This window comes from Jeotgalicoccus meleagridis (assembly GCF_903994045.1).
Taxonomy (GTDB): Bacteria; Bacillota; Bacilli; order Staphylococcales; family Salinicoccaceae; genus Jeotgalicoccus; species Jeotgalicoccus meleagridis.
The window spans coordinates 62,556-83,536 of sequence record NZ_CAJEWD010000007.1; the positions used below are offsets into that span (position 1 = coordinate 62,556).

Genomic DNA, 20,981 nt, shown 5'->3' on the forward strand with positions numbered 1-20,981 from the left:
CCAAGAAACTTGGATTAGCTTTTTTCTTCTAGGCCGATAAACTGAAGCTTATCGTTAAATAATTTCGGATAAGACAGATATCCGACGATAATAGAGGCAAGTGTTGCGGTCATTAGGATTAAGAAGAGAATTAAAAGTTGATAGAGAACAGCTTCTAAAGGATCTGCTCCACCGATAATTAAACCACTCATCATACCTGGTAGTTGCACAAGTCCCATAGTTTTTTGTGACTCAATAGTTGGAATCATACTCGTTTTAATAGCTGATTTTAAACTAGTGGAAATCGCAGTCTTTTTATCCCCACCAAATGATAAAATCAATTCAATGACCTCATCACTATCTTCAATTTCCTCTTTAAACTTACTGACGAACAGAAGTGAAAGTACCATGCTGTTACCGATAACCATACCGGAAATTGGTATGACTTCTTGAGGGGTGAACTCAATAATGCCTAGGCTGAGCATGAGTCCCATGGAGATGACTTCAACTGTCACCATGGATAAGAGAATAATCCATGCAATTCCAGGAATACCACTGCCTTTTTTAATGACATTTTGTGTCGCCGCAGCAATCATGACGATAATCATCAAGATGATGTAAATCGGATGATCAGCTTCAAAGACGAAGGTGAGTATATAACCAACGATTAAGAGTTGGATTGTTGAACGAATCGTTGCAACAATGATGTCTTTTTCTAAACCCAGTTTTAAATAAATAGTGAGTACTAAAGGAATAATGACAAATACAAGAGATAGGGCGAGTTGAGTAAAAGTCATGCGTCTTCACCCCTGACAAAAGCAGAAACATATGGATTATCAGACTGATCGATAAAGTCTGCATGACCGTATTCTAGGAGCTCACCGTGACGAAGAAACCACATATCATCACTGACTCGACGTGCTTGATCTAAGTCATGAGTAATCCAAATCGCAGTGAGGCCACTATCCCTTTGGAGTTGACATACTAAGCGTTCTATTTCCTTAACCATACGGTAGTCGAGACTGCTAGTAATTTCATCTAAAAGTAGCACTTCAGGTTTGTTGACTAAAGTCCTAGCAATACTTAAGCGACTCTTTTCTCCACCTGACAGCACTTTGACCTTTTGGTTGAGATCAATATGAGTCAAGTCGACCCTTTCCATTAATTCTTTAGCTATACTTTCATCTAGCGTATCATTAAAGATCGTCTTTGGTAGACTTAAATTTTCAAAGACCGTACCCTCAATCATTGGTGAGCTTTGAAAAGCCATGCCAACTTTCTTTCTCAGTTCGATGATGTCAATGGTCTCAATATCCCGTCCCTTAAAGAAAACCTTTCCTTTACTAGGAGATAAAAGTCCATTGATATGTTTTAAACACGTTGTCTTACCAGCACCACTTGGTCCAACAAGTGTAGTAATTTTATTTTCTCTAAAAGTGCCACTAATATTATGTAAAATATCATTATGGCTGACATTTTCAAAACGAATTAAAGTCATAGTCCCACCTCAAAAAAGTGATTTAACCTATATATTATAGCACTAATATGCCCACATACTTTTGAAATAAACATTTAATTTAAAAGACATAAAGAAAAGCCTGAGAACGGTAGTAACACCAATGTTCTCAGGCTTTTTACTTTGATGAAAAGTCTTATCTTGAGTAGTACTCAACGATTAACTGTTCATTAATTTCAGCGTTTAATTCGCTACGCTCAGGAAGTCTGTCGAAAGTAACTTCTAGGCTATCTTCATTGAATGTAAGGTAGTCTGGAGTGAAGTTGCTTAATTCTACAGCTTCTGCAATGATATCAAGTTTTTGTGATTTCTCACGAACACTGATAACTTGTCCTGGTTTAAGAAGGTAAGACGGAATGTCAACACGTTGTCCATCAACAGTGATGTGACCGTGGTTAACTAATTGACGAGCTTGACGTTGTGTACGAGCAAGTCCTGCTGCACGAACTACTGCATCTAATCTAGTTGCAAGTAAGATCATGAAGTTTTCACCGTGAACACCTTGCATTTTACCAGCGCGGTTAAATAGTGTACGGAATTGACGTTCGTTAACTCCATAAAGGTAACGAAGTTTTTGTTTCTCTTGAATTTGTTTACCATACTCAGAAAGTTTAACTCTTTGAGTTGGACCATGTTGTCCTGGTGCATAAGGACGACGTTCTAATTCTTTACCAGTGCCTGTCAAAGAAATTCCAAGACGGCGTGATTTTTTCCAGATTGAACCTGTAAAACGAGCCATATTAAGCTCCTCCTTGTGTTTTTAAAATTTATGCAAAAAACACCATAAGGGGTATAATCTCCTAAGGGGGTATGGATTCTAAAGTGCCTTCGCCTCATAGCATTGGTTACACAGCACATACCTGCCGCGGGGAATACATACTATCTCTTAGTGATTATCCGCTACTTATCTGTTCATTTACACAATATAATATCTTACAGTAATAATGATTAATAGTCAATACTAAATATATGGGATTAGTGTTTCTACAAAGGCTTTTAGACCAAGGCGATCTTCTTCAGTAAAACGGGAATAAATTGGCGCATCAATATCAAGAACCCCAATGCCCACACCATCTTTATATATCGGTAACACAATTTCTGATTTACTGTTAGCGTCACATGCAATATGTCCAGGGAATTCATTAACATCATCGACGATGAAGATGTCGTTGCCACGAAAGGCTGTTCCACATACACCTTTGCCGTTTTCGATAGTGACACATGCAGGTAGGCCTTGGAATGGTCCTAATACTAATTCGTTTGTTTCTTCTTGATACAGATAAAAACCAACCCAGTTGATGTCTTTTAAGAACATATTGAGTAGGCTAGAGGCATTTGCTAAATTCGCAATGCGGTCCGTTTCATCTTCAACGAGACTTTTTAACATTTTATTGAGCGTTTCATAATCTTTAATTTCTACTTGTGTAAACATAGGCGCCTCCTGTTTATATATAAGCTGATTTTAAAGAATTATACATTTATCTGTTTTAGAAGGCAATGTTTTAGGCTATAATTAAACTAATATATAGGAGGTAAAGTGTATGTGGATGTATATTTTAATTGCGATTATTATTATAGTAATCGTTGCAGCAGCTGTTCTCTTATATTTAAGATCTGTTAAGACTCAGATGGTTGAACAGCAGGAAAAGAAATTGGAAGAGGTTAAAACACTTCCATTTAAACTAGATTTAAATAAGTTAAACAGCTACAACTTACACGGTGAAGTCAAAGAACTGTATGATGGTTGGCAAGCTGAGTGGAACGATACAATTAAAACTCACAGTACACATGCATTTGATGCAATTAATCAGTCTAAAGAGAGTATAGAGAAATTTAAATTTTCTAAGAGTACAAAAGACAATGAGGTCGCAGAAGAAAACATTGATCTTATACAAGAAAAATACGATGAGTTGACTGGCGATATTGCACAGTTCATGGAGACTGTCGAAAAAGGGAACAAGGAATATATTGAAAGTGAAAGGCTTTATCGCGAAGCAAAACGAGATGTGCTTGCGAATGGTCATAAGTTTGGTGAAGCTAAAAAACCTCTAGAAGAAGTCATTAAATCTTATGAATCAGAAACTGAAAAATACGAAAAAATGGTCAATGACGGTAATTACATTCGTGCAAATGAATTTATCAATAACACATATACAGAATTGATGAATTTAAAAGAAAGTATGGATGAAATTCCACTACTTATTAAAGAAGTTAAAAAAGAGTTGCCACAGCAATTCCAAGAGCTCAGATATGGTTGTAGAGATCTAAGAGCACAAGGTTACGATTTAGACCATATTAAGGTAGAAAATAGACTGTCTACTATGAAGAGTAATCTAAACCGTGTTGAACCGCTTGTTGCTAAGCTAGAACTGGAAGAAGCGGATGCTATACTTGATAACATTCATGATGAGTTAGATGATATGTATGACTTAGTTGAACATGAAGTTAAGGCGAAGAATAAGTTCGATCAAGAACAAGATGTAATTCAAGATGAGTTATATAAATCAAAAACGCTTAACTATACTTTACGCACAGAGATTGAATATATTAAAGAGCAATATCATATTGATGAATCCGATGTTCAAAAAGTCTTTAATTATGAAAACGAAATCGAAAACTTAACGGGTATTTTCAGTGAGATGATCAACGAAACTGAAAAAAATACGACACGTTATAGTGCACTAGTTGAAAATATCGACTATTTAAAAGACAATGCACATACGATTTTTGAAGATCAAAACGCGATTCAAGATCACTTAGTTAATTTACGTGAAGATGATAAGGAAGCGAGAGATAATCTAGCTTACGTTAACACACGTAAAGAGAAGGTCTATAGAGACTTAATGTCTTCTAACTTAGTGGCGATGCCGGAGCAGTTTATCGTTATGAAACATGAAATTGAAGTTAACATTAACGAGATTGAAAACTACTTCAAACGTAAACCACTGAATGTTGAATACGTAAAAGCAAAAGTAAATGACACAGTCAAAATGGCTAATAAATATGAACAAGAAGCAAATGCGGTCATGAGGGATTCTCAATTAGCAGAATTAATGATACAATACGGAAACAGATTCCGGACGACTGACCAAAGCATGAGTCAGCAATTAGATGAAGCTGAGCGTTTGTTTAAAGAAAATCGCTACAAGCGTGCACTAGATGTTGCTAGAGATGCAATTGAAGCTAAAGAGCCAGGTAGTGCAGCAAGAATTGAAAAACAATACGATAACTAAAAAAATGACTTAGGATATTTATCCTAAGTCATTTTATGTGAGAGGTGAAGAACTTGATATATTTCGATAATGCAGCAACAACAAAGCCGTACCAAGAAGCTTTGGAATCATTTAATAAAACGAGTGAAAATTACTTTTTTAATACCGCAAGCATTCATCAAAGTGGTAAAACAGCTAGTAAACTTTTAGAAAGTGCAAGACAACAAATTCTAGATTTGATGTTTTTAAAAGACTACGATTTAGTATTTACGTCATCGGCGACTGAGAGTAATAATATCGCTATTCAAAGTACTTTGAGAAGAAAGAAAGCATTTGGTTCAACCATTCTTACTAGTGAATTGGAGCATCCAAGCATTGTGAACGTCTTAGAGGAGATGAAAAATGAAGGGTTTAATGTAAAATATATTAAAACTAATTCAGCAGGACAAGTAGATATCGAACACTTTAAATCGATTCTAGATAACGATACGATATTTGTTACAACTCTAGCAGTAAACAATATTATTGGTAGTGTTCAGCCCATTGAAGAAATGGTTAAAATTTTAAAGGATTTTCCGAAAGTACATTTTCATGTTGATGCGACCCAAGCTATCGGTAAAGCAGATATAGATTATAGAGGTGTCGATACAGTTAGCATTTCTGGCCATAAATTTAACAGTGTCAAAGGTGTTGGAGGCTTATTCGTTAAGAAATTAGCTAACTTAAGTCCAATACAATATGGTGGGGGACATGAGAAAAACATTAGAAGCGGCACAGTTAATCTACCAGCTATCACATCAATGGCTAAGGCTTTAAGGTTAACTTTAGAAAATGCAAGAGCAGTCAATCAACGATTGTCTAAATTTAACGATCAAGTAAGAGAGGCTGTTAGTGATTTAAAATCAATTTATGTGCAAAAAAAATCAGCGCCTTATATTATTAATCTTTCCTTTATTGGTGCTAAAGGAGAAGTTGTGGTGAATGCCTTGTCAGAAAGAGGTATTCTTGTTTCAACAACGAGTGCTTGTGCTTCAAAACTGACAACTTTAAATGAGACACTACTTGCTATAAAAATGGATGAGGCTGTAATAGAAGCCAGCATTAGAATTTCTATGGGCAAGGATACTAACCAAGAAGACGTTGACGAATTAATTAAAGCCTTAAAAGAGGTATACGAAGAATTAGGAGATGTACTGGCATGAAATTTGATCATATATTAGTACGTTACGGAGAACTGACTTTAAAGACTAAGAATAGAATGATGTTTGTTTATGCACTTAGAGACAGAATGAATCAGGCTTTATCAAACTTTGATGTAGAAGTGAGAGCGAATAGAGACCGTGCCTATATCGACATTAATGACGAAAATCCATACGAAATCATAGACAAACTCTTGAATATTTCGGGCATCTTGAGCATGTCTCCAGTTGTCAAAATAGCAAAAAGTGATGATGCTATGAAGGAAACAGTTCTTAAATTCGCTAATAGTATAGAAAGTGGGCATACTTTTAAGATAGAGGTTAAAAGAGCGGATAAAAATTATCACTTAGACACCTTTGGCATTCAACAATTACTTGGTGGACAAGTGATGGAACATACTGACCACCTCACTGTCGATGTAAAGAAACCAGATTATAAAATTATGGTTGAAATCAGACCAGATGCAATTTATATGTATTACGATTCAATCAAAGGACTTGGAGGTCTACCACTCGGAACTGGTGGTAAGGCACTTTTAATGTTATCCGGTGGTATCGATTCACCAGTTGCTGGCATTGATCTAATGAAACGCGGCGTTGAAATTGAGGCAATTCATTTCCACTCTCCACCTTATACCAGCCCGCAAGCGACAGAAAAAGTGAAAAAGTTAGTAGATATCATGAGTGATAGAACGGGCTTCGACATTAAACTTCACATCGTACCATTTACTGAATTACAAACGACAATCTATGATAAAGTACCAGATAATTTATCGATGACATCTACAAGACGTGTGATGTTAAGACTGAGTGAAAAATTAAGTGAAAAGATTAATGCAGAAGCGATTGTTAATGGAGAAAACTTAGGACAAGTCGCATCTCAAACTTTAACAAGTATGTATGCAATTAATGAAGTAACAAATTTACCAGTTCTCAGACCTTTATTAACTTTAGAAAAAAATGATATTGTTGCCATGGCTAAGCGCATGGGGACATATGAAACTTCAATTCTACCTTTTGAGGATTGCTGTACAATCTTTAAACCAAAAGCACCAAAGACAAAACCAAATCTAGAAATGGTTAAGAAATTTGAAAGTAATGTAGACTTTGAACCGATGATTGAAAAAGCTCTAAATAATATCGAAGTGTATATGCCATCAAAAGAATCAGAAGAAGTAGATGATTTTTCAGATTTACTATAAAAAAACAGGGATATAAGCTCTGAGTATATAGAAAAATAAGCGATTATGCTTTAAAAGCCGGACGTTAGACTTCTAGGGGAATAGCATCTGCGTGAGACTACAGGCTCACGCGATGCCCCTGAAAAGCTAACGTCCGGCTTATTTGTTACGGGAATAGTTTTGGCACAGATTTTTTTATTAGAGGAAGTTTCTTTGAGTTTTATGCCAAAAAGTATTGTTATCTAAGCGAATTGTTTTAATATTATCGTCACTCAGTCTCACTTGTATACGTTCAATGTTTTGTACAGTAAGTGCTTCATTATCCATACTCATGATTGGATAGTATTCAATTGACGTATCGACGACAATTGATAAAGGTCTCTCTCTTGATAAGAGAAAGCTTCGGCCTAGAGTTCTGTGACTGTTATTGTTGACTGATCCCATCTCAGTGACTTGCATCGCATTAACTAATGGGTCAACAATCGCTCCACCAAGTGATTTGTTGTAACCTGTTGAACCAGTTGGTGTTGATATTACTAGGCCATCTCCATTAAAATGTTCGAAGAGAAAATCATTGATGTAGATATCCATCAACATTGTACGAACTAAATTCGAACGGATAGTAAATTCATTTAGACAGTAGTTCAGCTGATGATCATTAATTTTAACTTCAATGATAGGGTAGTGTCTGATTTCAAAATGAGGATCTTTAAAGACCTCTCTAATCTCTTGAAGATTGTGGTAGTTAAAATCAACATACATATGATGGCGATTTTCTAAACCAATACCAATATACAAGCAATCATTTCTGAAATTCGACTTTCTAACTGCTTGTAAAAAAGCACCATCAGCACCAACAGAAGCAATGATATCTGCAGTTTCATGAGACTTTGATATCGTATAGCCAAGGTCTTTAAAGGTATGTTTTAGTGTGTCCATTATCTGTTCAGAATTCTTACTATTCGGTTCAAAAAAATATATTGAAAGTTTAGTCATGAAGATATCTCCGTTTCAATCAATTATCAATTTTGTATTTTATATAGATTAACATAGTAAATTTAAAAGTTCTATTGAGGGCTTTAAGACCTTAAATCTTTCTTAAATTCGCTCTTCATTTATTGTTGACTTAAAGAGTAGAGTGTTATGATAAACAAGAAATTAAAAGTAGGAAGGATGTTACTATGAAGAGAATCATCGCTTTAGTCTCAGCGATTGCTATTGTCGTTTTAGGACTGGGTATATCGTTTATGTCTTCTTTATGGGCAAGTGATTGGGAGGACATGTTTGCCGATTTTTCAGAAACAATGGCACCTGCAAACACTGTGCTTGAAGACGGAGATGTTGGAAATAAAATTGCAGTGATTAACATCGATGGTGTCATACAGGATACTGGTGCAAGCGGAAGCGGACTATTTCAAGCAGAAGGTTATAACCATCAAATGACCATAAAAGCATTAAAAGATATTGCAGAAGATGATACTTATAGTGCGGTACTACTCAAAGTTGATTCACCTGGTGGTGGCGTCTTTGAAAGTGCGGAGATACATAAGCATTTAATGGCAGTTAAAGATAGCGGTAAAACAATATACAGCTCAATGGGTAACATGGCTGCTTCAGGTGGTTATTATGTATCAGCACCAGCAGATCAAATTTTTGCAACTGATCAAACAATGACTGGTTCTATTGGGGTCATTATGCAAAGTATGAACTATGGTAAGTTAGCTGAAGAATACGGTATTTCTTTTGACACTTATAAGAGTGGTAAGATGAAAGACATGATGTCAGCAAATAGAGAAGCAACAGATGAAGAAAAAGAATATATTCAAAGTATGGTTGATACTATGTTCCAGGACTTCGTTGATGTTGTCGCAGAAGGTCGCGGTATGTCAGAAGAGGAAGTTAGAAAACTTGCTGATGGTCGTGTTTATCTTGGAACACAAGCGATTGAAAATGGCTTAGTTGACCAAAATGGTTATTTTGATGACGCTTTAGCTGCCTTGAAAGAAGAAGTAGGTGGCACGCCGCAAGTAGTAGAAGTCGGCGGAGAATCTAGCTCAACTCTACCATTTGGAGTTAAGGTCAACAGTGCACTTCAAAACTTACTCGGTGGTGGAGAAGTGAAGATGGTTCAAGAATTAATTGATAACCGTCAAGGTGTTCAACCGATGTATCTATATGAATAAGGAGGGATAAAGTATGAATGAACAAGTAAGTATCAGCCAAGATACGGATTATATCAAACAGCTGGACAATATGACTCATGCAGGCTTTTTCCCGAGACTTATATCATATATCATTGATGTATTGGTGCTTTGGGGACTCAATCAGCTCATCATTGTGCCTATACTATCTATTTTTGATTTGAGAAATGTCTATTTTGGTATAGAAGCCTTGTCTTTAGCAAATATTGGAACAGTGCTCCTTTACTACATTTACTTTACCTTGATGACTTACTTCTTTAAGCAAACCTTAGGGAAGATGGTGTTAGGAATTAGCGTGGAGTCTAAAGATGGGTCTAAATTATCATTCAGTCAGACTTTCTATAGAGAAACTATAGGTAGAATTATTTCAAACTTTCTTCTCTACCTACCTTATCTTGCTGTATTATTTACAGATGCTAAGATAGGCTTGCATGATTTCATTGGAGATAGTCATGTAGTTTTAAATAAGTATAAGGACAATGCTGAAGTGATAAAAAGAGAACTACCAGAAGTAAGTAAAGTACAATTATCTACTGTTTCAGAAACAAATCATAGAGAAGAACGTAATTTCTAGTGTTTACTGTTTGAAGGTCATGACGTAATTTAATATAATTAAGAAACTAGGGCTATCCTGAATATGGATAGTCCATATTTTGTTTAAAGAGGGATTAATTATGGCAGATACAAGTATGGAACGTATGTACCAAGCTTTGATAACTAGAGTAGACGAAATCATTAAAGAAAAAGATATTCCAAGACTTGAAGCATTAGCAGAAGCACTTTTACAAGTTCCGAGCGAAGGGACTTTAAGCGAAAAAAGAAAAGCGTTTCAGTTCTCTTATCTTTATCAAGTTAAAGAAGAACCAGTTCAACCCAATCACCAATTAACACCAGATGCAATTGGTTATTTAGTTGCACATATTGTAGATTTATTTACAAAAGGAGAAAGTGCGAATTTAATAGACATCGGTAGTGGTACTGGCCACCTTGCGATGACTGTTAAAGAAATGGTTGAGAATGTAGAACTCTCAGGTATTGAAGTGGATCCATCTTTAGCTGAAATTAATGCTAACTTGTGTGAGTTCTTGGAAGTACCAATGAATATTCATCCACAAAATGTAATCGAACCTAGTCGTGTAAATAATGCAAATATTGCCATCGGTGATTTACCAGTAGGTTATTATCCATTACCAGCGACGGATTATAAAACTGCTTTTAAGACAGGACAAAGCTTCGCTCATTTACTCATGTTAGAAGCGGGTATGAACTTAATCAATAAAGATGATATTGGGGTTTTTGTAGTACCGTCTAATATTTTAGAAGAAAATAACGAAACGATAAAAGAATATATATCTGAAGACGTTTCTTTACTGATGTTTTTAAATCTTCCATCCACTATATTTAAAACTGAAAAACAACGTAAATCGTTGATTGTCTTGAAAAAAGGCTTTTCACCTTTAATCAACAACGAAGTCTTAATTGGAGATGTACCTGACTTTAAAAATACGGTTAAGATGCAAGAATTCATCAGGCAATTAGATGAGTGGCATGAACAATACGACAGAAAGTAGTGACACCTATGACTAAGATAATTGCAATTAATGCCGGAAGTTCATCCTTTAAATTTGAATTATTTGAGATGCCTGAAGAAACAGAATTAGCAAGAGGCTTAATCGAGAGAATAGGTTTAGACAATGGTGTGTTTACTATCACTTATGGTGATGAAAAAGAAGTAATCAAGAGAAATTTTAATGATCACAAAGAAGCGGTCGATGTGATGTTAGATGCTTTAGTTTCTAGAAATATTATTACTTCAGTCGAGGAAATTGATGGTACAGGACATAGAGTTGTACACGGGGGAGAAGCTTTCTCTAAAGCAAGTTTGATAGATGATGACGTTGTTAAAAAAATTGAAGAATTGTCAGAGTTTGCACCTTTACACAATCCTGCCAACTTAATGGGAATTAAAGCCATGAGAGAGCTTTTACCAGAGACAGTTCATGTTGCTGTTTTTGATACATCCTTCCATCAAACTATGCCAGAGAGTTCTTATTTGTATAGCTTGCCTTATAAGTATTATAAAGACTATAGAATTAGAAAATTTGGCTTCCATGGTACCAGTCATCAGTATGTGACCTTACGGGCAAGTGAAATCTTAAAACGTCCTTTAAAAGAGTTGAGATTGATCAGTTGTCACTTAGGAAATGGTGCGAGTATTGCTGCAGTGAAAGCAGGAGAATCAATAGATACCTCTATGGGCTTTACCCCCTTAGCTGGTGTAACTATGGGAACACGCTCAGGTAATATAGACCCATCTTTAATTCCTTATATAATGGAAAAGACTGAAAAAAGTGCTGGAGAAGTACTTAAAGTTTTAAATAAAGAATCCGGACTATTAGGGATTAGTGGATTTTCTAGTGATTTAAGAGATATTACCAAAGAAGCAAAGAAGGGTAATGAACGTGCAGAAGTAGCACTCGAAATCTTTAGCTCAAGCATCCACAAATATATGGGATCATATGCAGCTAGAATGGGTGGCGTCGATGCCATTATCTTTACTGCGGGTGTAGGTGAAAACTCTAGTTTAATCAGAGAAAAAGTATTAGATAGTTTAGAATTTATGGGTGTCTACTTAGATAAGAAGACGAACGATGAAACTAGAGGAGTAGAAGCGACAATCAGCCATCCATATTCACCAGTGAAAGTACTAGTGATACCAACGGATGAAGAAGTTATGATAGCTAGAGAAGTCATGGAGAAAATGGATTAGGGTCAATGGTTTTAGGCATATATTGTAAATTATTCACAATCAAATAACTGTTAGCAAAACGCTATCACTTCACGCCCTGCGGTCAATCGATCGTGGGGTATTTAATATGACAATGGACATCATGTAAACAATCGTACTTTATTTAGTACGTAATATGGTGCTATAATGAGTGCATATAATATATACGGTAAAGGAGGACAAACTCATGAAAGTATTAGATATTGAATACACGAATTTAACGGACATGAAGAAATCTCCGAGTAAAGCATTTGAAAAAGCGAAAGAAACTAACACAGGTGTGTACGTATTTCGAAACAGTAAACCTTACGGTGTTGTTTTAACGAGCGAGCAATACGAAGAATTAAACAAAAAGATAGAAAGCTTACAAGACAAAATAGACGAACTTACAATTAGTAAACGCCTTACGGATCCCGACGTTAAAATTTATACAGAAAAAGAAGTCCTTGGGGATAGATTAGACAATATCACATACGATGACGATGACGGTTGGGAGTAACTTATGTATGAGCTACAGTTTACTCAATACTCTCAAGAAGAATTAAACAAGCTAGACGGCAGTAAAATGCAATTTGTCGATAAAGCTTTCAAACGTATTAAAGATAGAGGTATGAAAGCAGGACAACCATTAACGGGAAAGCTCAAGCATTGCAATAAGTTAAAGAATAATAAACTTGGTTTACGTATTATATTCCGACAAGTAGACAACAAAATAGAAGTGATCGAGATTGTTGCGATTGGTAGCCGAGCAGACAAAGAAGTATATAAAGAAGCAACTAAACGTATTAGTGAAGACGATTGATTATGAAAAGTCAATCGTCTTTTTTATATGTGTTGTTAGTTTCGTACATAAATCGGTGAACAACCATTATAATACGTAGCATGATTTCGTTAAAAATTGCTAAGAAGGATTAGGCTTAATGGTTTGAGTGACGTCGTCAAACTCTCGATGGCACTCAAAACCAAAAAATAGGATATGAACATAGTCATATCCCATAAAACACTATTTCATTTCACTTATAAACATAAATGACAGTATGTCATAGATTAAAATTTATTTTCTTCTCGCATCTACTTCTTTTATACCTTCTTTTACAAGTGGAGCCACTTCTTTACCAAATAATTCAATGGTTCTTAGAACTTTATCATGACTCATTACCCCAACTGGTGTTTGCATTGTGAAGCGTTCAATGCCCATCGTCTCATAAAGCATCACAATTTTTCTTGCCACAGTTTCAGGGCTACCAACGTAAAGTGCGCCTTCTGGATCACTCATCGCATCAAATGCTTCTCTTGTATAAGCACCCCAGCCACGTTCACGGCCAAGTTTAGTCATAGATGCCGAAATAGCAGGATAAAAGATATCTCTTGCTTCTTGATCAGTATCCCAAATAAAGCCATGAGAATTAGTCGCAACTTTTAATTTTGAAGGATCGTGTCCTGATTTACGTCCAACTTCTCTGTAAAAATCAACGACTCTCTTAAATTGGAAGGGAGAGCCACCAATAATTGCTAAGACGAGTGGGAGACCAAGACGCGCTGCACGTTCTGATGATTGAGGTGTACCGCCACTTGCGATCCAAATCGGAATCTCTTTTTGCACAGATTCAGGAAAAATATCAGCATCTTGTAAACCGGCACGGTGTTTACCTTGCCAGTTAATTTTGCCACCTTTTTGCAGTGTCATTAATAAATCAAGTTTTTCATTGAACAATTCATTATAATCATTTAAATCATAACCAAAAAGTGGGAAGGACTCGATAAACGATCCACGTCCTGCCATAATTTCAGCACGACCATTAGAAATACCATCAAGTGTAGAAAAGCGTTCAAACACACGCACTGGATCATCAGATGATAAAACAGTTACACCACTAGATAGACGGATATTTTTACTTACTGCTGCACCGGCTGCGAGTACTATATCAGGTGCACTAACAGCATAATCTTTTCTATGATGTTCACCGATTGAAAAAACATCTAGACCGACTCTGTCTGCAGTTGCAATTTCTTCTACAAGTTGATTTAATCTCTCAGCATGACTAACGATTTTACCAGTGACTGGATCGAGTCCAGCATCACCAAAGGTATTTATTCCAAGTTCCATAAGAACCTCCAAAAATGTATTTTCAAACTGAACTAATTTTACATGAAAATCGACAAATAAAAAAGCAATGCGCTCTAATGAACACATTGCCTAATGTAAAACTAATTTCTGTGTTGCTCGATAAATTCTTCTGTAGCAACCTTCGGTTCGAAGTCAGAAGGTAATGTTTCAGTACGTACAACTAAGACGTCACATTTTGCATTACGTACGATAGCTTCTGAAACAGATCCAATGATGAATCTCTCAACAGCGTTAAGACCTGTAGATCCACAGGCAATTAAGTCTGCACCGATTTTTTCAACGGCTTTTTTAGGAATGACTGATTTTGGAGAACCATAATCAATGATTTTATCTACATGCTCAACACCACTATCTAATGCCACTTTTTCATACCCATCAAGTAATTTTTGTGCGAATTCTTGCGCACGCGCTGAAATAGATCTGTCATAAGCTTCAACTGATGCAAAAGAACGCGTATCAATTACATTAATGATGGAAAGTTTTGCATTGTTACGTTTTGCAGCTTCGACCGCTTTTTGAAATGCCCATTCTGCTTCGTGTGATCCGTCTACTGCGACTAGGATGTTTTGATATTGTAACATTTAAAATCAACTCCATTTCCTTTTCTTATATATATTATACCACATGTATGCGGTACCAAAACTTTAAATATTTAGTTAATTTATGACGCATTTCTATAATCTCTGTGTTACAATATAATTGTTTGAGAAAAGGGGGAATAAGTAATGATTATCGGTTTACCAAAAGAAGTTAAGAATAACGAAAATAGAGTGGGATTAACACCTGGTGGTGTTTACGCTTTTGTACAAGCTGGCCACACTGTTTTAGTTGAAAAAAATGCAGGAGAAGGTTCATTCTTCCACGATGCTTCTTATGAGGAAATGGGTGCTACTATTGTAGAAACCGCTAAAGAAGCTTGGGATGTTGACATGGTTGTCAAAGTTAAAGAGCCGGTCAAAGAAGAGTTTGATTTAATCAAAGAAGAGTCAATCTTATTTACTTATCTTCATTTAGCACCTGAAGAAAACTTAACACAAGTGCTAGTTGATAAGAAAGTAACGGCGATTGCTTATGAAACCATTCAATTACCTGACGGTTCATTACCATTACTTGCTCCAATGAGTGAAGTTGCAGGACGTATGGCAACACAAATTGGTGCAGAGCACTTAAGAGCAATTAACGGTGGTAAAGGGATTCTTTTAAGTGGAGTACCTGGAGTTGAAAAAGCAAAAGTTACAATTGTTGGTGGGGGAGCTGCAGGAACTAACGCAGCTAAAATGGCAGTTGGACTTGGTGCAGATGTTACAGTCTTAGATTTAAATCCTAAGCGTTTACGTGAGTTAGATGATTTATTTGGACCACGTATTCAAACATTGATGTCAACACCTTTAAATATTAAAGAATCCGTTGAAACTTCAGATTTAGTTATTGGTGCAGTCCTAATTCCAGGCGCTAAAGCTCCAAGACTAGTCACAGAAGAAATGATTAAAAATATGGCACCAGGTTCGGTCATTGTCGATATTGCTATTGACCAAGGTGGTATTTTTGAAACGACAGATCGTATTACGACTCATGATGACCCTACATATGTTAAACATGACGTCATCCATTACGCTGTAGCAAATATGCCAGGAGCAGTGCCACGTACTTCTACTAATGCCTTAACAAATGCAACTTTACAATATGGTTTACTTATCGCTAATAATGGTTATAAAGAAGCTGTTGCAAAAAATCCAGTTATTGCTGGTGGATTCAATACCTTCCAAGGCCACATTACTTATAAAGCTGTCGCAGAGGCACAAGGTAAAGAATACAAAGATATTATGGAATTACTAAAATAATAAGAAACGGCTTGGAATCTGATTTTAAGATTCCAAGCCGTTTTTTATTAATATGCATCGTTGTCCTTGAATAAATCCGGTAGAGGATTGGATGTCCATTAATTTTAAAATTTGGGCACTCGATGTCCAGTACATGGGGTCCAGTTTATTGTCCCCCGCGTAGATATCTGGACTTCGTGATGTTCTCATTGTCCTGATAAACCGTTACCTGGACTTCGTGGTGTTCTCATTGTCCTGATAAGCTGTTACCTGGACTTCGTGATGTTCTCATTGTCCTGATAGACCGTTATCTGGACTTCGTGATGTTCTCATTGTCCTGATAGACCGTTATCTGGACTTCGTGGGTCTCTCATTGTCCTGATAGACCGTTATCTGGACTTCGTGGGTCTCTCATTGTCCTGATAAACTGTTATCTGGACTTCGTGGTGTTCTCATTGTCCTGATAAACTGTTATCTGGACTTCGTGATGTTCTCATTGTCCTGATAAGCAATTTAAAATAAATCCTATCTACAATTTGCTTCATTTCATTCGGAAATGTCCGAATATTTCATGGATAGATTCAACTTTGTCCTTGAATAAATCCGGTAGAGGACTGGGTGTCCATTAATTTTAAAATTCAGGGCTCGATGTCCAGTACATGGGGTTCAGTTTAAGCCCCTCCGGAGGACAATGAGCAACTCTCATTGAACTGCCAGCACTCCAACAACAGTGCGATTCAGAAATCCGTCATCATCCTCATCCTCCGAAGTCTACAATCTCTTCTTCGGCTCAATCGGATCTACGACATAGACATCAAAAGGAATACTTTTCTTCAATTCTTCAATTTGACTTTCGTGTACGAGTGGAATAATGTCAATGCGTTTTTTGACATGCATTTTTAACTTGGCAATCGCTTGAAGTTCCTGGAAGTCATTGATGTCAATGCCTCTTAAATCATACATAATTCCAGACACGTCATGGTCAATAAAAATTTCGGCCAAGCGACTATGAAGAAAATAAGGGACTCTGGTAAAGCTTGGTCCAACGATAAAGTGCTTGTCTTTAATTTCATTCGACAAACTTTCTAATAAAACAGTGTCGACGTCATGGAAATCACGCGTGAAAATTTGATCGACTATAAAGCCGTCTGCTTCACTTTGGCGAATAGTCTCAATCAAAGTATTTTCTAACATAAACGCATCTCTTTCATAGAAATTATTAATGGATATAAAGATTTCAACATCTGGAGTCAACGCTTTTTGCATGGGAATGAGTACATTATTTGGCGCATTGAAGGTACCTGTAGTAAATAATTTGTTATGGGCTTTAGTATCTAAAGCATGACTTAAATATATATGTTTCATTTTAAACTCCTTTGATGATTAATTAATAGAAATTAAGGGAATAATATGTTTAGGATAAAAGAATACTAAACAGGAGTGAGTCGAATGACTGTTAAATTTCATGGACACGCAGTCCTATCTTTTACAGATAATGATTGTGATGTAATTATTGATCCATTTATTACTGGCAACGAACTAACTGACTTGAAAGTAGAAGATGTTAAAGCTGATTATATCATCTTAACACACGGACATAATGATCATGTAGGGGACACAATTGAAATTGCTAAGAATAATGACGCAACGGTGATTGCACCGGTTGAGTTATCTGATTATCTAAGTAAGCAAGGTCTCAACACAGTTGATTTAAACGTTGGTGGTGAGGAAGAGTTTGAGTTTGGTAAAGTGAAATTTGTGCATGCTTTCCATACTTCAAGCTTTACTGATGATCAAGGCAATAACCATTATACTGGTGAAGCGATGGGCTTAATCTTAAACATCCACGATAAGACGGTCTATGTAACAGGAGATACAGGCTTGTTCGGTGATATGGAGCTCATTTCTAAAGTCAATGGACCAATTGACGCATGCTTCATTCCAATCGGTGGTCACTATACTATGGGCATAGATGATGCGGTTTACGCCATAAATAATCTCATTAAACCAGTCTTAGTCGTACCAGTGCACTATGACACTTTTCCACCAATTAAAGCTGACCCTGAAGAATTTAAAGATAAAGTTAATGTCAGCTGTGAAATTTTAAAACCTGGTGAATCGGTACACTATTAAAATAAATTAGCATTGAGGGTTAGCCTTCAATGCTAATCTTTTTTGTGTCTAGAATTCTTCGTGCTATGATAACAGTAAAAGAAGAAATGAAAACAAGGTGAAGGTATGTCAAAACATGAAGAAATATTAAAATACATAAGAGGCTTAAGAGAAGGTAGTTCTTTATCCGTTCGTCAAATATCTGCCCATATGGGTGTGTCCTTAGGGACATCTTACAGAGCTATTAAGCAAGCTGAAGAAGATGGCCTAGTTAAGACTGTAGAAAGAGTCGGGACTTTCCGCATCGTTCAAAGAGAAATTAAGAATCACGGGAAAATTATGTTTAGAGAAGTTAACCGAGTGATTCAAGGGACTGTACTCGCAGGAGAGGCTTATTTAGATAAGGAAATTTCCAGAATTTTAATCGGTGCCATGCAGACAGATGATATTATGAAATATCTAGAGCCAAGTGGTCTCTTAATAGTAGGTAACCGTGAACGGTCGCAAAAAAAGGCACTTGAAATGGGGGTAGGTCTGCTCATTACAGGTGGCTTTGGTACGGGTAAAGAAATTTTAGATCTAGCAAGAGAAAAAGAACTACCCGTTATTTCAACGAGCCATGATACTTTCACTTGTGCTTCAATTATTCACCGGGAAGTCTATAGCTTATCCTTGTCGCAAAATATTGTGACAGCAGGGAGTTTAATGGTCAAACAAGACCAGTATACAATTGATATTAAAGATTTGGATAAGGATATTCATCCAGAAGATAAAAATATGATTCTCTTAGATGGCAATCGTTTTGTAGGGGCGATTAAATCAAAGGATTTAAGCGAGATGAGTCCAACCAATTACACACCATTCTTACTACCTGATTATAGTGCAGAAGAAGATACGACGGTGTTATCATTACGTCAAATCATGAGTTGGCACCAGTTAAATACGATACCCGTTGTTGAATCAGGTGATTATAGAGGCATTGTACACAGACGAGAAGTCTTTAAAAATATATCATCAAGAAATTTAAAATCCGGCATGTCGACTGACCAGCTAATCGATAGGGAAATTCAAATCGATAACAACAAAATTAAAATCCGGGTTATGCCCTTTATGACGGATGAGTATGGGGCTCTATCTCAAGCAAACTTTATGCGCTTGTTAGAGCGTTTGATACTAGTTGTTTTACAGGAGAATCAAATCCACAGTTATCATATTGATACATATAATATTATGAACTTTAAAGTTGTTCAATTGTATCAGGAAATTGAATTGCTGGGACAAATTCTTGATAAGGGGGAAGAGTTTATCCGTTTAGAAATTGTCTTAAATATTCACGGAGAAGCGTATTCAAAAGCAACCTTCCTCATTCAACATTTTAACGAAAAATAAAAAGGCTTCCGGGAAAACCGGAAGCCTTTATGTATAGACTACGCTTTTTTTCTTTTAGCTTTATTTCTTTTTGCAGCTTCAAATTCTTGCCAAGCTTTTTCTTCTATAGGTAGATTACCTTTAAAGTATTTACGAGCCTTGTTAAAGTAGCTCAATTGGTAAGCCCCAAAGATGATAAAGATACCGCCGATTAAATAAGCGACAAGGGTATGAAATTGAACGATTGAGTTCAAGCCGAAAACAAGCATAAAAAGAGCGAACCATATACGAGAAATACTATTATAATATGCGCTTCTAACATCTCTGACATCTCTAATTTTACGTACTTTATAGAAGATGAATAAGATGAAAGTAACGACAATTGCTGTGACTAAAAATGACACGGCAAAAGTGTATAAGAATTCCATCCGTTACAACTCCAATCTCTTATGTAGTATAATTGAAAGATGAATGTAAGTAAATTGATATTGAGGAGTTTGACCATTGTTTAAAGAATTGACACAGAATTTAAACGAGCTAAATAGTAGAAGTGAAGCAGTCAAAGAAATGATTGAAAGCCATAAAGAAATTGTGATTTTACGCCATCAAAGACCAGATCCAGATGCCTACGGTTCACAGTTAGGTCTAAAAACATATCTTCAAAACAAATATCCAGAGAAAACAATATATGCTTATGGAGAAGAAGAAGCATCACTTAGTTTCTTAGGATCAATGGATGAGGAGAAAGATTTAGAAGATGTACTAATTATAGCAGTGGACACTGCCAATTTAGAAAGATTAGATGGTAGTCTCAACTTTAAGAAACATTTAATTAAAATAGACCATCACCCTGATAGAGAACAATACGGTGATGTATCAATCGTCGAGACAGCCGTGTCATCAACAAGTGAACTACTCTATCTTTTAATGAGAACTTGGGATGAGGAGGCAATCGATAAAGATACTGCAGCACTCTTATATATGGGGATTGTTGGAGACACTGGTCGCTTTTTATATAATAATACGACTGAACTCACGCTCTTAGTTGCTTCAAAACTAATTAAATATGGTTTTGACGCGAGTGGCCTTATTACTAAGATGCATCAAACATCAAAGAATGCCTTCCAATATAAAGGATATATTATCGATCAAGCTGTCTTTAGACCATCAGGTATTGCATATACTTACGTGCCTAAAAATATTATGGAAGACTATGGTTTATCGGTCTCAGAAGCTGGTTTGGATGTAAATATATTTAGAGAAATTGATGAAGTTAAGGTCTGGTTCTTAGCGCTAGAAAATGAAGATGAAATTAGAGTTCGCTTACGTTCTAAAGAATTAGTCATCAACGACATTGCAGGAGAGTTCGGTGGCGGCGGCCATCCTTTAGCGAGTGGTGTCAGAGTGAAGGACTTAAATGAACTAGATACTCTTATCAAGAGAATAGAAGAGAAAATGTTATAAAAGGTGTGTACTG

At 36.2% G+C, this 20,981-nt stretch carries 22 protein-coding genes; 13 read left to right on the top strand and 9 right to left on the bottom strand.

Going from position 1 to position 20,981, the window contains the following annotated elements; genetic code table 11:
• Positions 1–14 precede the first annotated feature (14 nt).
• The 4 genes from JEOSCH030_RS05125 to JEOSCH030_RS05140 all read right to left on the bottom strand — a co-directional run bounded on the left by JEOSCH030_RS05125 (position 15) and on the right by JEOSCH030_RS05140 (position 2,927).
• On the bottom strand, positions 15–776 hold the full coding sequence (locus JEOSCH030_RS05125; protein ID WP_185125557.1) for an ABC transporter permease: 762 nt from the start codon (positions 774–776) through the stop codon (positions 15–17).
• Complete coding sequence (locus tag JEOSCH030_RS05130; RefSeq protein ID WP_185125558.1) at positions 773–1,477, bottom strand: ABC transporter ATP-binding protein; 705 nt, start codon at positions 1,475–1,477, stop codon at positions 773–775. The genes JEOSCH030_RS05125 and JEOSCH030_RS05130 overlap by 4 nt, the downstream gene beginning before the upstream one ends.
• A 154-nt stretch (positions 1,478–1,631) precedes the next feature.
• Positions 1,632–2,234: a 30S ribosomal protein S4 gene (rpsD, locus tag JEOSCH030_RS05135; RefSeq protein ID WP_185125559.1), complete on the bottom strand. Its 603-nt coding sequence runs from the start codon at positions 2,232–2,234 to the stop codon at positions 1,632–1,634.
• Between the two features lie 222 nt (positions 2,235–2,456).
• Positions 2,457–2,927 (bottom strand): GAF domain-containing protein, encoded by a 471-nt coding sequence (locus JEOSCH030_RS05140; RefSeq protein WP_185125560.1) that lies wholly within the window; start codon positions 2,925–2,927, stop codon positions 2,457–2,459.
• Positions 2,928–3,036: 109 nt separating this feature from the next.
• Between JEOSCH030_RS05140 and JEOSCH030_RS05145 the strand changes: the two genes are divergently transcribed.
• From JEOSCH030_RS05145 to thiI, 3 genes are read left to right on the top strand one after another with little or no spacing between them, the layout of a single operon-like run.
• Positions 3,037–4,728: a septation ring formation regulator EzrA gene (locus JEOSCH030_RS05145; protein ID WP_185125561.1), complete on the top strand. Its 1,692-nt coding sequence runs from the start codon at positions 3,037–3,039 to the stop codon at positions 4,726–4,728.
• Positions 4,729–4,781: 53 nt separating this feature from the next.
• Positions 4,782–5,909 carry a cysteine desulfurase family protein gene (locus tag JEOSCH030_RS05150; RefSeq protein WP_185125562.1) on the top strand — a complete coding sequence of 376 codons (1,128 nt, stop codon included), beginning with the start codon at positions 4,782–4,784 and terminating at the stop codon, positions 5,907–5,909.
• Positions 5,906–7,108 carry a tRNA uracil 4-sulfurtransferase ThiI gene (gene thiI, locus JEOSCH030_RS05155; protein ID WP_185125563.1) on the top strand — a complete coding sequence of 401 codons (1,203 nt, stop codon included), beginning with the start codon at positions 5,906–5,908 and terminating at the stop codon, positions 7,106–7,108. Before JEOSCH030_RS05150 ends, thiI begins: the two co-directional genes overlap by 4 nt.
• 177 nt (positions 7,109–7,285) lie before the next feature.
• Here the strand turns inward: thiI and JEOSCH030_RS05160 are convergent, their stop codons facing one another.
• Complete coding sequence (locus JEOSCH030_RS05160) at positions 7,286–8,083, bottom strand: NAD kinase (protein ID WP_185125564.1); 798 nt, start codon at positions 8,081–8,083, stop codon at positions 7,286–7,288.
• 185 nt (positions 8,084–8,268) lie between these two features.
• On the opposite strand from JEOSCH030_RS05160, the gene sppA reads away from it, so the two are divergent.
• The 6 genes from sppA to JEOSCH030_RS05190 all read left to right on the top strand — a co-directional run bounded on the left by sppA (position 8,269) and on the right by JEOSCH030_RS05190 (position 12,878).
• Positions 8,269–9,270 (top strand): signal peptide peptidase SppA, encoded by a 1,002-nt coding sequence (gene sppA, locus JEOSCH030_RS05165; protein WP_185125565.1) that lies wholly within the window; start codon positions 8,269–8,271, stop codon positions 9,268–9,270.
• Between the two features lie 13 nt (positions 9,271–9,283).
• Positions 9,284–9,862 (top strand): RDD family protein, encoded by a 579-nt coding sequence (locus tag JEOSCH030_RS05170; protein WP_185125566.1) that lies wholly within the window; start codon positions 9,284–9,286, stop codon positions 9,860–9,862.
• A gap of 100 nt (positions 9,863–9,962) precedes the next feature.
• Positions 9,963–10,859, top strand: coding sequence for a class I SAM-dependent methyltransferase (locus JEOSCH030_RS05175; RefSeq protein WP_185125567.1), 897 nt, complete (start codon positions 9,963–9,965; stop codon positions 10,857–10,859).
• A gap of 8 nt (positions 10,860–10,867) precedes the next feature.
• Positions 10,868–12,058: an acetate kinase gene (locus tag JEOSCH030_RS05180; RefSeq protein ID WP_185125568.1), complete on the top strand. Its 1,191-nt coding sequence runs from the start codon at positions 10,868–10,870 to the stop codon at positions 12,056–12,058.
• Between the two features lie 205 nt (positions 12,059–12,263).
• On the top strand, positions 12,264–12,575 hold the full coding sequence (locus JEOSCH030_RS05185; RefSeq protein ID WP_185125569.1) for a type II toxin-antitoxin system Phd/YefM family antitoxin: 312 nt from the start codon (positions 12,264–12,266) through the stop codon (positions 12,573–12,575).
• A 3-nt stretch (positions 12,576–12,578) separates the two neighbouring features.
• On the top strand, positions 12,579–12,878 hold the full coding sequence (locus JEOSCH030_RS05190; RefSeq protein ID WP_185125570.1) for a type II toxin-antitoxin system RelE family toxin: 300 nt from the start codon (positions 12,579–12,581) through the stop codon (positions 12,876–12,878).
• A gap of 252 nt (positions 12,879–13,130) precedes the next feature.
• Here JEOSCH030_RS05190 and JEOSCH030_RS05195 read toward each other — a convergent pair whose 3' ends face one another.
• Together JEOSCH030_RS05195 and JEOSCH030_RS05200 are read right to left on the bottom strand one after the other, a co-directional pair.
• The gene (locus JEOSCH030_RS05195; RefSeq protein ID WP_185125571.1) at positions 13,131–14,183 is read right to left on the bottom strand and encodes an LLM class flavin-dependent oxidoreductase; all 1,053 of its coding nucleotides are present in this window, start codon (positions 14,181–14,183) and stop codon (positions 13,131–13,133) included.
• A gap of 101 nt (positions 14,184–14,284) precedes the next feature.
• Positions 14,285–14,785, bottom strand: a complete 501-nt coding sequence (locus JEOSCH030_RS05200; protein ID WP_185125572.1) for a universal stress protein — start codon at positions 14,783–14,785, stop codon at positions 14,285–14,287.
• Positions 14,786–14,929: 144 nt separating this feature from the next.
• On the opposite strand from JEOSCH030_RS05200, the gene ald reads away from it, so the two are divergent.
• Complete coding sequence (gene ald, locus JEOSCH030_RS05205) at positions 14,930–16,045, top strand: alanine dehydrogenase (protein ID WP_185125573.1); 1,116 nt, start codon at positions 14,930–14,932, stop codon at positions 16,043–16,045.
• 750 nt (positions 16,046–16,795) lie between these two features.
• Here ald and JEOSCH030_RS05210 read toward each other — a convergent pair.
• Complete coding sequence (locus JEOSCH030_RS05210) at positions 16,796–17,389, bottom strand: hypothetical protein (RefSeq protein WP_185125574.1); 594 nt, start codon at positions 17,387–17,389, stop codon at positions 16,796–16,798.
• A gap of 84 nt (positions 17,390–17,473) precedes the next feature.
• Between JEOSCH030_RS05210 and JEOSCH030_RS05215 the strand changes: the two genes are divergently transcribed.
• Complete coding sequence (locus JEOSCH030_RS05215) at positions 17,474–18,157, top strand: metal-dependent hydrolase (protein ID WP_185125575.1); 684 nt, start codon at positions 17,474–17,476, stop codon at positions 18,155–18,157.
• A gap of 105 nt (positions 18,158–18,262) precedes the next feature.
• Positions 18,263–19,525: a DRTGG domain-containing protein gene (locus JEOSCH030_RS05220; RefSeq protein ID WP_185125576.1), complete on the top strand. Its 1,263-nt coding sequence runs from the start codon at positions 18,263–18,265 to the stop codon at positions 19,523–19,525.
• Between the two features lie 38 nt (positions 19,526–19,563).
• Here JEOSCH030_RS05220 and JEOSCH030_RS05225 read toward each other — a convergent pair whose 3' ends face one another.
• Entirely contained in the window at positions 19,564–19,932 is a 369-nt protein-coding gene (locus tag JEOSCH030_RS05225) for a YtpI family protein (protein WP_185125577.1), read from the bottom strand.
• A 76-nt stretch (positions 19,933–20,008) separates the two neighbouring features.
• Here JEOSCH030_RS05225 and JEOSCH030_RS05230 point away from each other — a divergent pair, with 76 nt between their 5' ends.
• Positions 20,009–20,968 (top strand): DHH family phosphoesterase, encoded by a 960-nt coding sequence (locus tag JEOSCH030_RS05230; RefSeq protein WP_185125578.1) that lies wholly within the window; start codon positions 20,009–20,011, stop codon positions 20,966–20,968.
• Positions 20,969–20,981: the final 13 nt, after the last annotated feature.